The sequence below is a fragment of the Streptomyces nogalater genome, from assembly GCF_039532885.1.
GTDB lineage: Bacteria > Actinomycetota > Actinomycetes > Streptomycetales > Streptomycetaceae > Streptomyces > Streptomyces nogalater.
Window position 1 is genome coordinate 12,011 of the sequence record NZ_BAAASM010000069.1, and the last position, 14,163, is coordinate 26,173.

11 protein-coding genes are annotated in these 14,163 nt (G+C 75.1%); 7 read left to right on the plus strand and 4 right to left on the minus strand.

Annotated elements, in window-relative coordinates; translation table 11 throughout:
• The first annotated feature begins 45 nt into the window (after positions 1–45).
• Positions 46–1,470, plus strand: a complete 1,425-nt coding sequence (locus tag ABD350_RS33835; protein ID WP_344352885.1) for a GH1 family beta-glucosidase — start codon at positions 46–48, stop codon at positions 1,468–1,470.
• A gap of 311 nt (positions 1,471–1,781) precedes the next feature.
• Here the strand turns inward: ABD350_RS33835 and ABD350_RS33840 are convergent, their stop codons facing one another.
• On the minus strand, positions 1,782–2,645 hold the full coding sequence (locus tag ABD350_RS33840; protein WP_344352887.1) for a spermidine synthase: 864 nt from the start codon (positions 2,643–2,645) through the stop codon (positions 1,782–1,784).
• A gap of 164 nt (positions 2,646–2,809) precedes the next feature.
• Complete coding sequence (locus tag ABD350_RS33845) at positions 2,810–3,217, minus strand: hypothetical protein (protein ID WP_344352889.1); 408 nt, start codon at positions 3,215–3,217, stop codon at positions 2,810–2,812.
• Between the two features lie 274 nt (positions 3,218–3,491).
• On the opposite strand from ABD350_RS33845, the gene ABD350_RS33850 reads away from it, so the two are divergent.
• Complete coding sequence (locus tag ABD350_RS33850) at positions 3,492–4,967, plus strand: NsdA family TPR-like regulatory protein (RefSeq protein WP_344352890.1); 1,476 nt, start codon at positions 3,492–3,494, stop codon at positions 4,965–4,967.
• A gap of 68 nt (positions 4,968–5,035) precedes the next feature.
• Here ABD350_RS33850 and ABD350_RS33855 read toward each other — a convergent pair whose 3' ends face one another.
• Complete coding sequence (locus tag ABD350_RS33855; RefSeq protein ID WP_344352892.1) at positions 5,036–5,632, minus strand: histidine phosphatase family protein; 597 nt, start codon at positions 5,630–5,632, stop codon at positions 5,036–5,038.
• A 249-nt stretch (positions 5,633–5,881) separates the two neighbouring features.
• Between ABD350_RS33855 and ABD350_RS33860 the strand changes: the two genes are divergently transcribed.
• The 5 genes from ABD350_RS33860 (at position 5,882) to ABD350_RS33880 (ending at position 12,338) form a co-directional block, all read left to right on the plus strand.
• Positions 5,882–6,826: a phosphatase PAP2 family protein gene (locus ABD350_RS33860; RefSeq protein ID WP_344352894.1), complete on the plus strand. Its 945-nt coding sequence runs from the start codon at positions 5,882–5,884 to the stop codon at positions 6,824–6,826.
• Positions 6,723–7,958: a hypothetical protein gene (locus ABD350_RS33865; RefSeq protein ID WP_425584212.1), complete on the plus strand. Its 1,236-nt coding sequence runs from the start codon at positions 6,723–6,725 to the stop codon at positions 7,956–7,958. Before ABD350_RS33860 ends, ABD350_RS33865 begins: the two co-directional genes overlap by 104 nt.
• Positions 7,949–9,538: a hypothetical protein gene (locus ABD350_RS33870; protein WP_344352896.1), complete on the plus strand. Its 1,590-nt coding sequence runs from the start codon at positions 7,949–7,951 to the stop codon at positions 9,536–9,538. The genes ABD350_RS33865 and ABD350_RS33870 overlap by 10 nt, the downstream gene beginning before the upstream one ends.
• Positions 9,535–10,872: an AAA domain-containing protein gene (locus ABD350_RS33875; RefSeq protein WP_344352898.1), complete on the plus strand. Its 1,338-nt coding sequence runs from the start codon at positions 9,535–9,537 to the stop codon at positions 10,870–10,872. The genes ABD350_RS33870 and ABD350_RS33875 overlap by 4 nt, the downstream gene beginning before the upstream one ends.
• 368 nt (positions 10,873–11,240) lie before the next feature.
• The gene (locus tag ABD350_RS33880) at positions 11,241–12,338 is read left to right on the plus strand and encodes an LLM class flavin-dependent oxidoreductase (protein WP_344352900.1); all 1,098 of its coding nucleotides are present in this window, start codon (positions 11,241–11,243) and stop codon (positions 12,336–12,338) included.
• Here ABD350_RS33880 and ABD350_RS33885 read toward each other — a convergent pair.
• The gene (locus ABD350_RS33885; RefSeq protein WP_344352901.1) at positions 12,317–14,125 is read right to left on the minus strand and encodes a putative bifunctional diguanylate cyclase/phosphodiesterase; all 1,809 of its coding nucleotides are present in this window, start codon (positions 14,123–14,125) and stop codon (positions 12,317–12,319) included. The two genes, ABD350_RS33880 and ABD350_RS33885, sit on opposite strands and share 22 nt — an antisense overlap.
• Between the last annotated feature and the right edge of the window lie 38 nt (positions 14,126–14,163).

Here is a 14,163-nt window from a genome sequence, read left to right on the forward strand (position 1 = left end):
CGCTCCCATGCATAATGCGTGCACTCGACCCCTGGGAGAGCCTCCATGCCCGAACCGATGACACAGACCTTTCCGCCCGCCTTCCTCTGGGGCGCCGCGACCTCGGCGTACCAGATCGAGGGGGCGGTGGGGGAGGACGGCCGCACCCCGTCGATCTGGGACACCTTCAGCCATACGCCGGGCCGCACGGCCGGCGGGGAGACCGGGGACATCGCGGTCGACCACTATCACCGCTACCGCGACGACGTGGCGCTGATGGCGGAGCTGGGCCTGACCGCGTACCGCTTCTCCGTGTCCTGGACCCGGGTGCAGCCGACGGGCCGGGGCCCGGTGGTCCAGCGCGGCCTGGACTTCTACCGCCGGCTGGTGGACGAGCTGCTGGAGCACGGCATCAAGCCGACGCTCACGCTCTACCACTGGGACCTGCCCCAGGAGCTGGAGGACGCGGGCGGCTGGCCGGAGCGGGACACCGCGTTCCGGTTCGCCGAGTACGCGCGGCTGGTCGGTGAGGCGCTCGGCGACCGGGTGGAGCAGTGGATCACCCTCAACGAGCCCTGGTGCAGCGCCTTCCTGGGCTATGGCTCCGGGGTGCACGCGCCCGGCCGCACCGACCCGGCGGCCTCCCTGCGTGCCGCCCACCATCTCAACCTCGGGCACGGGCTGGCGGTGTCCGCCCTGCGCGCGGTGATGCCGGCCCGCAACCGGATCGCGGTCAGCCTCAACTCCTCGGTGGTGCGCCCCCTCAGCCAGGACCCGGCCGACCTGGCCGCCGTCCGCCGGATCGACGATCTGGCCAACGGGGTCTTCCACGGGCCGATGCTGCACGGGGCGTACCCGGAGTCGCTGTTCGAGGCCACGCGCTCGGTGACGGACTGGAGTCACGTCCTGGACACCGACGTCCGCACGATCAACGCGCCGCTGGACGCGCTGGGCCTGAACTACTACACGCCGGCGCTGGTCTCGGCCGCGTCCGGCGAGACGAAGGGTCCCCGGTCGGACGGGCACGGCGCCAGCGAGCACTCCCCCTGGCCGTGCGCCGACGACATCGTCTTCCACCAGACGCCGGGCGAGCGTACGGAGATGGGCTGGACCATCGACCCGACGGGCCTGTACGACCTGATCACGCGCTACGCGCGCGAGGCGCCCGGCCTGCCGCTGTACATCACCGAGAACGGCGCGGCCTACGACGACAAGCCCGATCCCGACGGCCGCGTGCACGACCCCGAGCGCATCGCCTATCTGCACGGCCACCTGTCGGAGGTGCGCCGGGCCATGGCCGACGGCGCCGATGTACGCGGCTACTACCTGTGGTCGCTGATGGACAACTTCGAGTGGGCGTACGGCTACGGCAAGCGGTTCGGTGCGGTCTACGTGGACTACGCGACGCTGGAGCGGACCCCGAAGTCGAGCGCCCTCTGGTACGGCGAGGCGGCCCGCACGGGCGCGCTGCCGCCGCTGCCGGCCGCCTGACCCGAAGGGCGCGGCCCGTCGTGGGGGGCGGGCCGCGCCCTTCGCCGTCCCCGGCGGGGGACGCGGACGTCAGGCGATCGCTTCGAGCTTCGAGCTTCGAGCTTCGAGCTTCGAGCGCGGAGTACAGCACGCAGAGGAGGGCCGGGAGGGCTCCGGCGAGCCCGGCCGGCGCCGCGATCACCACGGGCAGCCGGTGCCCCGGCTTCAGCGCCCGGGCGGGACAGGCCACGCGTGCACGAGGGCGCCGCGTCGGCGCCGGCCTCCTGACCCGGCACCGTCCCGCGGTGGCCCGCGCCTGCCGAGCCGCCGCCCTAGCGGAACACCGAGGGCGGCGGGGCCGGGGACGCCACCGCGGCCGCGTCCGTCACCGGCACCGCGCCGCCGGTGAAGTCGGTGAGCGCCCGGCCGTGTTCGACCCGGCCGGGGTGCGGGTCGGAGGCGGCGCGGCGGGTGAGTTCGGCGAGCGGCAGCGGGGCGTCGGAGGCGACCAGGACGGCGTTGCCGAAGCGCTTGCCGCGCAGCACGGCCGCGTCGGCGATCAGCGCGAGTTCGCCGAACCGGGCGGCGGCGGTGGCGATCTGGCCGCGCAGGTGGGCGAGCGGCGGGCCGTCGGCGAGGTTGGCCGCGTAGCTCCCGGAGGGTTTCAGGGCCCGGCGGACCTCGTCGAGGAACTCGGTGGAGGTGAGGTGGGCGGGGGTGCGGGCGCCGCTGAACACATCGGCGACGACCAGGTCGGCCCAGCCGTCCGGCACCTTGGCCAGACCCGCCCGGGCGTCCACCGCGCGCACCCGGACGCGCGCGTTCGAATCCAGCGGCAGCTCGCGGCGGACCAGCCCGACCAGGCTCGCGTCACGCTCCACGACCTGCTGGGTGGAGCGGGGCCGGGTCGCGGCGACGTACCGGGCGAGAGTGAAGGCGCCGCCGCCGAGGTGCACGGCGTGCACGGGCCGGCCGGGCGGGGCGGCGAGGTCGATGACATGGCCGAGGCGCCGCTGGTAGTCGAAGGAGAGGTAGGCCGGGTCGTCCAGGTCGACGTGCGACTGGGGCGCACCGTCGATCAGCAGCGTCCAGGCCCGGCCGCGATCGGGGTCGGGGACGAGCTGTGCGAGACCGCCGTCGACCGGCTCCTCGACGGTTGCGGCCGGCCTGCGCCGGGTGTTCCTGGACCTGCCCATCCGCCCATTTTCGCAGGTGTCACGGGAGGGCGCGGCAGCGGTGGCGGCGGCCGGTCAGGGCGCGGGGCACGCCCTTCCGGCAGCACGTGCGCCCGCACCCCGGCAGCACGTGTGCCCGTACCCCGGCAGCACGTGTCCGGCACCCCGGCACGCGTGCACGCGCCTCAGCAGCACTTGTCCGCCACCTCGATCAGCCGGGCCGCCTCCCCCAGGGCCCGGCGCAGTACCGCCGGGTCCGTGGCGGGGTCGGCCTCGCCGGGGGGCAGCAGCCAGTCCGAGCCCGCCACCGGGGGGCCGGGGTCCAGGCGCAGTCCGCGCCCGTCCGTCTCGGTGCAGGTGCTGCCCGGCACGTCCCAGCAGGCCGCCGTGCCGGCCGGCACCAGGAAGCCGAGGGTGTCGCGGTCGTCGTCGTGCAGAACGGGCCCCACCGCGTCCGCTCCCGCGCGCCGCAGGATGTCGACCGCCTCCAGCCCCTGCCGGGCCGGTACCGTCACGAGGTCGCATGCCGGGTCGCCCGCGCACGGGGACGACGACGGCGACATACAAGGTTCGTTGCTCTGGCTGGTCTCCATGCCGGCCTCCACACAGCCCTGTTGCGGTCCATGGGGTTCAACGCGCGAGCACGTCAACGGGCACGGCCCAAGTGCGCCGTAAAGGATGGCACTTCATGGCAGATCGCGCGGGAGTTATCCGGTTCGCGGCCAAACACCGCGTGCCGGACCCCGTACAGCGGGTACGTTCGTGCCCGCCGGAACCGGAGCGCCACCCAGGCTTTCGGTCCCGGTACCGCCCCGGAACCGCCCCGGTCCCGGCATGGTTCGACGGTTCGCACGAGAGGACCCGGCCATGGCGTCGTCAACGGTGACCTCGTCACAGCCCGACCGGCCGCCCCGGCCGAACCTCGCCTTCCGCCGGCTGCGGGGCCCGCGCTCCCCGGCCGAGTTCGCGGCCCTGGTGCGGCGGGCCGCGCGCGAGATCGGCGAGCGGGTGAGCTGTGACGCGCGCTACATCGGCCGGGTCGAGGCGGGCGAGATCCGCTGCCCCAACTACGCCTACGAGCGGGTGTTCCTGCATATGTTCCCCGGCCGCGCCCTCACCGACCTGGGCTTCGTGCCCCGTTCGTCCGTCCGCGGCCGGGCGGCGCGTACGGCCGTGGCGCCTTTCCGGGGGCCCGCCCCCGAGGAGATCCCCGAGGAGACCCCCGGTGAGTCGCCGGGGACCGCCGGGCCGTACGACCTGTGGGGCCCCCGGCAGAACGACCCCCTGAACCACGAGGAGAGCGACGTGCTGCGTCGCGCATTCATGACCGGCGGAGGCGCCACGGTGGCCGCCGCCACCCTGGCCCCGCTGGGGCTCACGCCGTCCGCCGCGGCGGCGGACCGGCTGCCGCCGCGCGCCGGACTTCCCGAGGCCATGGCCCTGGAGGAGGCCGTCCGCCGCATCCGGCTGCTCGACGACCGGCACGGCGCCGACGGCCTGTACCGGCGCGCGGCGGCCCCGCTGCGCGCCGCCTACGCGCTGCTCGACGCCGGAGCCACCCGGCAGACCACCGCCGACCGGCTGCACGCGGGCGCCGGTGAACTCGCCATCTCCGTGGGCTGGCTGGCCCACGACTCCGGCCGCTTCGACGACGCGCGCTCGCACTACGCGGAGGCGCTGGCCACCGCCCGGATGACCGGGGACGCGGGGCTGGAGGCGCACGCGTTCTGCAACACCGCCTTCCTCGCCCGGGACGCGGGCCGCCCCCGGGAGGCGGTGCGGGCCGCGCAGGCCGCGCAGCGCGCCGCCCGGCCGCTCGGCTCGGCCCGGCTGCTGTCCCTGCTGGCGCTGCGCGAGGCGGGCGGCTGGGCGGGGCTCGCCGACCGCACCGGCTGTGAGCGGGCGCTGGCGCGCGCCCAGGCCCTGTTCGAGCGGGGCCGCGCGGACGCCGACCCGGAGTGGATGAGTTTCTACGGCGAGGCCGAGCTGGCGGGCCTGGAGGCGCAGTGCTGGTCCGCGCTGGGCGACTGGCGGCGGGCGTCCCGGCAGGCCCGGCGCGCCGCGCAGGCGCAGGATCCGCACTTCACCCGCAACATCGCGCTCTACACCGCCGAGCTGGCCGACGACCTCGCCCGCGAGGGCCGCCCCGACGAGGCGGCGCAGGCGGGGCTGCGGGTGCTCGCGCTGCTGGACCAGGTCCAGTCCTCGCGGATCCAGCAGATGCTGGCCGGGACGGCGCGGGTACTGCTGCCGCACCGGCGGGCCTCGGGGGTGGCGGATTTCCTGGACCGGCACGCGGCGTACAAGGGGTCGAAGCCGGACCGGGGCGGGGGGCCGGTGTAGTCACCGGTCGGCTCACCCTCCGGTCCCCCGCGCCCGCGCCGCCCGCACCGCGTCACCGCGTCACCGCGTCAGCCGGTCAGGTGCCCCACGTCGTTCCAGTTCTCGATCGCCGGTTCGCCGTACGCCCAGCCCAGGACGGACAGGGACGTGGGGTTCAGCCGGATGCGCGCCGCGAAGTCCAGCCCCAGCCCCAGCCACCGCGCCCCGATCGACCGCAGGATGTGCCCGTGGGCGAAGACCAGGACGTCGCGGTCGGCCGAGCGGGCCCAGGACACCACCTCGTCCGCGCGCGCGGCGACCTCGGCGACGGACTCGCCCCCCGGGACCCCGTCCCGCCAGATCAGCCAGCCCGGGCGGACCGCCTGGATCTCGGCCGGGGTCATCCCCTCGTACGCGCCGTAGTCCCACTCCATGAGCGTGTCCCAGCGCTCGGCCCGCTCGCCGAACCCGGCGAGTTCGCACGTCTCGCGCGCGCGGGAGAGCGGGCTGGTGCGTATCTCCACGTCCGCCAGCCCGTCCAGCGGAGCCCGGTGCAGCCGCTCGCCGAGCAGCTTGGCCCCGTGCCGGCCCTCCTCCAGCAGCGGCACATCGGTCCTGCCGGTGTGCTTGCCGGACAGCGACCAGGCCGTCTGCCCGTGCCGGGCCAGCAGGATGCGCGGTGCCATGGGAGACCTCTCCGGACGGGGCGGCGCCCCGGAGGGGCGCCACGGAAACTACGACTGTTTTCGGTCTCCCCATCATCGCTCACCCCACCGACACGCAACCCCGCGGGCAGTCCCGGCGTCTTCCAGCAACGTGTACCCGGGGCCTGGCCGACGGGCCCCTCTCGGGCGCGGTAGGGACACCGTAAAGTGGCACGGTCGCCCGCCGGGGGCGCGCGTACCGCACACAGCAGAAGGGGGAGGGCGATCGGATTGCCGCAGACCGAGACACCGGGCACCGAGGTGGCCCTCCGTCCCCGTCCGCGCTGGTGGACCGAGCTGCCGCTGATCCTGCTGGTCTACGGCTGCTACTCGGCCGGCCGGCTCCTCGCGCGCGGTGACGTCGCCGGCGCCGTCGACCACGGCCTGGCGCTCCTGCGCATCGAGAAGGCCCTGCACCTGAACGCCGAGCACCCGCTGAACCGGCTGTTCACCCGGGAGGCCTGGCTCGGCGTGCCGGCCGACTTCTGGTACGCCTCGCTGCACTACCTGGTCACGCCCGCCATCCTGGTGTGGCTCTTCCGCGCGCGTGCCCCGCACTACCGGGCGGCCCGCACCTGGCTGCTCGCGTCCACCTTCATCGGCCTGATCGGCTTCACCCTGCTGCCGACCTGCCCGCCCCGGCTGCTCGACGCGAGCCACGGCTTCGTGGACACCATGGCGCAGTACAGCTCGTACGGCTGGTGGGGCGGCGAGGCCAGCGCCCCGCGCGGCATGGGCGGCATGACCAACCAGTACGCGGCGATGCCGAGCCTGCACGTGGGCTGGGCGCTGTGGTGCGGGGTGCTGCTGTGGCGCCACGGCGGCACGCGCCTGACGAAGGTCCTCGGCGTGGTCTATCCGCTGGTGACCGCGATCGTGGTCATGGGCACCGCCAACCACTACTTCCTGGACGCGGTCGCGGGCGTCGCCGTGATGGGCGTCGGCTACCTGCTGGCGCCGCCCCTCATGCGGGCGGTGGAGCGGCTTTGGACCCGGATGGCGCGCCCCGTCGCACCGGCGGCCTCCGGCTCGGGTTCCCCGATTGTCAGTGCCGGATGCCAGACTTCGGCGGGTGAGCGAATTCCACGGCAGCGTAAGTCGCGGCTCGAACCCGCGGCCGGACCGGACGCCTCCGCCACCGACGCGGGCGAAGGGGCTCCGACACCGGCTCGCTGAGCTGCGCGGCCCCGACGTACCGGCCAAGGCCCTGGACGCGCGCGCCCTCGCGGCGCTCGCCGCGAACCCGGGGTGCGCCCGGCGGGCGATCCTGGACGGCGCCGGGGTGGACAAGGCCCGGCTGGCGACCGCGCTGGGCGCGCCGTCCGGCTTCGGGCAGTCGCAGTTCGCGCTGACCCGGGGCAACGCGTTCGAGGCGCGGGTGAAGGCGGACGGCGGCGCGGAGCTGCTGCGGCTGGTGCACGCCCGGCTCGACCCGGGCGCCGAGCCGCCCGCCGGCGCGGCCGTGCCCGACCTGACCGCGCACGGCCCCGAGGGGCGTACGGCCCGCACGGCGCTGGCGCTGCGCGAGGCCACCCGGGCGGGCGGCTGGACGCTGCTGGACCATCCGATGCTCGCCCTGGACGTGGCCGGTTCGCTCGCCTTCCTGGAGCCGGACGCGGTGGTGGTGCACCCGGACGGCGCCTGGTCGGTGGTGGAGATCAAGTCCTTCCCGATGGTGGACGGCGCCGCGGACCCGGCGAAGGTGGGCGCGGCGGCCCGGCAGGCGGCGGTGTACGTGCTGGCGCTGGAGCAGGTCGCCGCCCGCCTCGACCCCGTGCCCGAGGTGCGCCACCGGGTGCTGCTGGTGTGCCCGAGGGACTTCTCGAACCTGCCCGCGGGCTCCGCCGTGGACGTCCGCAAGCAGCGCGCGGTCACCGCCCGCCAGCTCGCCCGGCTCACCCGGATCGAGGAGATCGCCGGCACGCTGCCCGAGGGCACGTGCTTCGCGCCCGACCGGCCCGCCGAGGAGCTGACGGCGGCGGTGGAGGCGGTGCCGGCGGCCTATGCGCCGGAGTGCCTGTCCACCTGCGAGCTGGCCTTCCACTGCCGGGACCGGGCCCGCGCGGCCGACGTGGTCACCCGCCTGGGCCGGCCGCTGCGGGCCGAACTGGGCGGCCTGTCGACCGTGGCGGAGGTGCTGTCCGCCGCCCGTGGCGTAAGCGGCGACCCGGCCGACCCGGCGGTGGCGGCGCTGCGCCGCGCGGCGGCCCTGCGCGCGGAGGCCCTGCGGGCGGCCGGCGAGCGGGCGGCCCCGCTCCCGGCCGACGGCTCACCGGTGAGCGCCGCGGGGGTGAGCGCGTGTCCCTGATCACCGCCCTCGCCCGGCTGGAGGCCGTGGACAGCGGCCGGGCCCAGCCGGCGGCGACGGTCCGGCACCGGCATCTGTCCGACCGTCCGCTGGTGTTCGTGCCGCTGACCACCGCCGGTGAGACCGGTGCCCCGCTCGGCGCGCTGGTCGGCACCGACCGGGACGCGCCCCGGCTGCTGGTCGTGCCGCAGCCCCGGGACCGCGATCTGCGCTTCACGTTCCTCGCCGACCTGGCCGGCATCGTGCTGCCGTACATCGAGTCGTACGCGGACTCCGTGGAGGCGGCCGAGCGCACCGAGACCGACCCGGAGACCGGCAAGCGGGTCAAGGTGGCGGCCGAGCTGTGCGCGGACGCGCCCCAGCTGATCGTGCCGAGCCGCACCGGCCTGGACTTCGTACGGCTGCTGGGCCGCTCGATGCGGTTCAGGCGCACCGCCGAGCAGGACCCGGACGCGCCCTACCCGGCGCCGCCCCGGGTGCCGCTGCTCGGCCGCTGGCTGACCCACTACGGCGAGCGGGCCCGGGTCCCCGGCTCCTCGCTGCTGCTGGCCCTGACCGAGGTGCTGTCCCGGCACTGGGCCACCGGCCAGTCCGGCCTGGAGGACGAGCACCTGGGCGCGCTGCTCGCCTGGATCGACCCTCCTCGGGGGCTGACCGGCGCCGAGGCCGCCCGCCGCGCCGAGCTCGCCCGGGACGCCGACGGCCAGCTGCTGTGCCCGCCGGCCGGTCCCGCCACCGACCCGGCGTTCGACAACAAGCTGCTGGCCCCGGCGATCGAGCGCTACGACCGCGCGCGGACGTCTCTGGCCGCCGCCGAGGACCCGCTGACGGCGGATACCCGGCTGGCCGCGCTCACGCGCGCGGAGCGGGAGATCCGCGACCTGGTCGAGAGCCGCACCCGGCCCACCTGGGACGCGGTGTGGCGGGGCCTGGACCTGCTGCGGGCGCTGCCGGCGGGCGCGCACGTGGAGGGGCGCTGGACCCGGGACCGCTGGTCGTTCACCGCGCACCGGGACCGGGTGCGGGCCGGCGAGCCGCCGCAGCCGCGCCGGGACGACGCGGTGACGGCGGCGAACAAGCTGGCCACGCGCGAGCGGGAGCAGGCCCGGCTGGAGGCGCAGGAGGCGCTGGACGATCCGCTGGTGATGGCCGGGCGGCGGCTGGCCGGGGAGGCGTTCGCGGGCGAGGTGACCGATGTCGTGATGGCGTACAGCGAGGGGAAGCGGCCGAGCCCGCGCCCGCTGGTGACCCTCCGCACGGACGACCGGCCGCACCTGGCGGAGCGGGCGCGGGTGTACCGCTCGCTGGACGGCCGTCCGCAGTCGGCCGAGTTCGCCGGGTACGAGGCGGAGGGGGTGCTGACCCTGCGCGTCCTGGACCGGATGGGCCGGGGGAAGGAGCCCGAACCCAATTCGGTGCCCCAGAAGGGCGACCGGATCTGTTTCACGCTGTTCGAGCACGAGCAGCGCGGCGGCGCGAAACTGCCCGACCCGGAGGAGACCCCGTGGACGCACGGCGGTCCGCCGGGCGAACCGGCGCCGGAAGCCCCCGACCCCGTCACCGAGGAGGACGTGCTGTGACGACCGTCGGCTTCGATCCCGGCACCGCGGCCGCCCGCGCCACCGAGGCGATCCTGCGCGACACGCTGCACGGCACCGAGCGGGGTGTGGTGGTGGACTCACCGCCGGGCGCCGGCAAGTCGACGCTGGTGGTGCGCGCGGCCCTGGAACTCGCCGCGGCGGGCCGCCCGCTGATGGTGGTGGCGCAGACCAACGCCCAGGTGGACGACCTGGTCCTGCGGCTGGCCGAGAAGAACCCGGAGCTGCCCGTCGGCCGGCTGCACAGCAGTGACGCCGACGCGTACGACAAGGCGCTGGACGAGCTGCCGCAGGTGCGTACGTCGGCGAAGGCGGCCGACCTCACCGGTCTGCCGGTGGTGCTGTCCACCGCGGCGAAGTGGGCGCATGTGAAGGTGGACGAGCCGTGGCGGCACGCGATCGTGGACGAGGCGTACCAGATGCGCTCGGACTCCCTGCTCGCCGTGGCCGGTCTGTTCGAACGGGCGCTGTTCGTGGGCGACCCGGGCCAGCTGGACCCCTTCTCCATCGTGGGCGGCGACCAGTGGGCGGGTCTGTCGTACGACCCCTCGGCCTCGGCGGTCACCACGCTGCTGGCCCACAACCCGGGCCTGCCCCAGCACCGGCTGCCGGTGTCCTGGCGGCTGCCGGCCTCGGCGGCCCCCCTGGTCTCGGACGCGTTCTACCCGTACACGCCGTTCCGCAGCGGCACCTCCCACGGTGACCGCCGGCTGGCCTTCGCCGTGCCCTCGGACGGCTCCGGGCCGGACCGGGTGATCGACGAGGCCGCGGAGTCCGGCTGGGGTCTGCTGGAGCTGCCCGCCCGGCATACTCCGCGCACCGACCCGGAGGCGGTGCGGGCGGTGGCGACGGTGGTCCGGCGCCTGCTGGACCGCGGCGGCGCGGCGACCTCCGAGCGCTCGCCCGACCCCACTCCCCTGACGGCCGGCCGCGTCGCCGTGGGCACGGCCCACCGCGACCAGGCGGCGGCGGTCCGGGCGGCCCTGGCCGAGCTGGGCGTCCGGGACGTCACGGTCGACACCGCGAACCGGCTCCAGGGCCGGGAGTACGACGTGACGGTGGTCCTGCACCCGCTCTCCGGCCGCCCCGACGCCACCGCGTTCCACCTGGAGACCGGCCGCCTGTGCGTACTGGCCTCCCGCCACCGGCACGCCTGCATCATGGTCTGCCGGGCCGGCGTCCCCGCCCTCCTGGACGACTATCCCGCCACGGAACCGGTCCAGTTGGGCACGCTGGTCAAGTTTCCCGACGGGTGGGAAGCGAACCACGCGGTGCTCTCCCACCTGACCGAACACCGGGTGGCCTGGCGACCATGACCGGCTGCAGCCCACCCCATGACCGGACGGAGTCCGGCACGCCGCCGGAGGCGGCCACAAGACACAGCCCCGACGGGTGGGAAGCGAACCACGCGGTGCTCTCCCACCTGACCGAACACCGGGTGGTCTGGCGACCATGACCGGCTGCAGCCCACCCCATGACCGGACGGAGTCCGGCACGCCACCGGAGGCGGCCACAAGACACAGCCCCGACGGGTGGGAAGCGAACCACGCGGTGCTCTCCCACCTGACCGAACACCGGGTGGCCTGGCGTCCCTGAGCCGGAGGTGCGTGTGCCGGAATAAACGGGGACTCCCTCCTGTTAGCGCCCGGAGGACAGCGCAGTGCTCGGAACAGGAGGCCATACCGTGGCGGCAGACGAGGTAGACGAGATCAGGGGGGTCACACGCGGCAGCGCCCCCGTGCCCCTCTCCGTGCTGGACCTGGTGACCGTCGGCGCGGGCAGCACCGCCTCCGACGCCCTGCGCACCAGCGTCGCGCTCGCCCGGCTCACGGAGTCCCGCGGCTTCCACCGGTACTGGGTCGCCGAGCACCACTCCATGCCCGGCGTGGCCTCCTCCTCCCCCGCCGTGATCCTCGCCCACCTCGCCGCCCACACCGACCGCATCCGGCTCGGCTCGGGCGGCGTCATGCTGCCCAACCACGCCCCGCTGGTGATCGCGGAGCAGTTCGGCACGCTGGAGGCGATGGCCCCGGGCCGGGTCGACCTGGGACTCGGGCGGGCGCCGGGCACGGACGGCGCCACCGCCGCGGCCCTGCGCCGCAGCGACACCCTGAACGAGGGCGCCGACGACTTCCCGCAGCAGCTCGCCGAGCTGACCCGGTTCCTGGACGACGACTTCCCCGACGGGCACCCCTACCGGCGCATCCACGCGATCCCGGGACCCGTGCAGGGCACCACGCCCGGCGGGGTGCAGTCCCCGCACCGCCCGCCGGTCTGGCTGCTCGGCTCCTCCGGGTTCAGCGCCCGGCTGGCCGGCCTGCTCGGTCTGCCGTTCGCCTTCGCGCACCACTTCTCCGCGCAGAACACCATCCCGGCCCTGGACCTGTACCGGGAGACCTTCCGGCCCTCCGCCGTCCTGGCCGAGCCGTACGCCCTCATCGGCGTCTCCGCCCTCGCCACGGACGACGAGCGGGAGGCGCGCCGGCAGACCAGGGCGATGGCGCTGAACATGCTCCGGCTGCGCACCGGACGGCCGGGCCTGTTCCCCGACCCGAAGGAGGCCGAGGAGTACGGGTTCGGCCCGATGGAGGAGGAGTTCATCGCCTCCTGGTCGGCGAACGTCGTGCACGGCACGGCCGACGAGGTGCGCACCGGCCTGGACGCCCTGCACCAGCGCACCGGGGCCGACGAGCTGATGATCACCTCGCACGCGCACCGCGGCGAGCTGCGGCTGCGCTCCTACGAACTGATCGCGGACGCCTACGGGTTGCCGACCGCGTAGGTCCGGGCGGCCCCGAGCAGCTCGGAGATACGATCCGGCGGCACCGGACGGGAGTACAGCCAGCCCTGTCCGGTGTCGCAGCCGATCCGGCGCAGCCGGCTGGCCTGGGCCGAGGTCTCCACGCACTCCGCGGTGACCGTCAGGCCGAGCCGGTGGGCGAGCTGGATCATCGCCTCCACCACGACCTCGTCGGCCGGGTTCGGCATGGCGTCCCTGGCGGCCTCCTCGTACTGGAAGCCCCGGACGAAGGAGCCGTCCAGCTTCAGCGCGGAGACCGGCAGCCGGCTCAGGTAGGCGAGGTTGGAGTAGCCGGTGCCGAAGTCGTCGATGGCGATGCGCACACCCATGTCGCTGAGCGCCTGCAGGGCCTGGAGCGGGCGGCCCGCCGAGCCCATCACCGCGGACTCGGTCAGCTCCAGCTGGAGCAGGTGCGGGGCGAGCCCGGTCTCGGCGAGGGTCTCGGCGACGTCGGCCACCAGGTCGGAGTCCCACACCTGCCGTACGGCCACGTTGACGCTGACGAAGATGGGCGGTTCGCCGGGGCGGTCGAGCTGCCAGCGGCGGGCCTGCCGGCAGGCGGTGACCAGCGCCCAGCGGCCCAGCTGCACGATCGAGCCGTCCTCCTCGGCCAGTCCGATGAACCGATTCGGCGTGAGTGTGCCGAACTGCGGGTGGTGCCAGCGGATCAGCGCCTCGACGCCGTTGAGCCGGCCGTCCTCCATGGCCACCAGCGGCTGGTACTCCAGGACGAACTCGCCCCGCTCGATGGCGGGGCGGAGGGTGGAGGACAGCGCCTGGCGGGTCATGCGGTGGGCGTTGCGCTCGGGGTCGAACAGGGTCCAGCGGGCCTTGCCGTCGGCCTTCGCCCAGTACAGCGTCGTATCGGCGGCCTGCATCAGCCCCGTGGCCGTGGTGCCCGCGGTGTGCCGTTCCACGACGCCGATGGACGCGGTCAGCGACAGCCGCTGTCCGGCCAGGTCGAAGGGTTCCTCCAGGGCCTTGAGCGCGGAGTCGGCCAGGTCGGCGAGTTGTTCGGTGCCGGTGGAGTCCTCCACCAGCAGGGCGAACTCGTCACCGCCGAGCCGGGCCACCAGGGGGGTGGCGGCGCGGGCGTAGCCGGCCGCGTCGGCGACCCGGGTCAGCCGCCCGGCCACGGCCGAAAGCAGCCGGTCGCCGACGCGGTGGCCGAGGGTGTCGTTGACGGCCTTGAAGCCGTCGAGGTCCAGATAGCACAGGCCGATCCGGCCGGTGCCGCCCTGTTCGTACGGCTCCGCCTCCAGCGCGGCCGTCAGCCGCTCGAAGAACAGGGTGCGGTTGGGCAGCCGGGTCACCGGGTCGTGCATCTGCAAGTGCCGCAGCTGCGCCTGGAGTTCACGGCTGTCGCTGATGTCGGTGACCGACATCAGGGCGCCGCCTTCGCCGCCGTTCAGCGGGGCGAGGGTGATCTGCGCCCACACCGAGTTCCCGCCGGGCTGCTTGAGCCGGCGGGTGCAGCGCAGCCGGGCCTGCCGGCCGGTCAGCACCTCCTGGAAGGCGTGCCGGCCGCGGGGGTCCGCGCCCAGGTCCACCAGGTCGGCGGCGGACCGCCCGACGACCGTGTCCGCGTCGATGCCGAGCAGTTCGCCGAGGGCGGTGTTGGCGGTGACGACGAGCCCCTCGGGACCCACGACCGCCATGGCGAGCGGGGCGGCCGCGAAGACACGGTGGTAGGTGGTGTAGTGACTGTCTGTGACGGCTGACCGGTCGAGGTCTGCCGCGGGCGTCGGCCCTTCGGACGTTCCGCTCACCGCTCGCTCCCGCAGTGCACTCGATCTCTGTCCGTGCC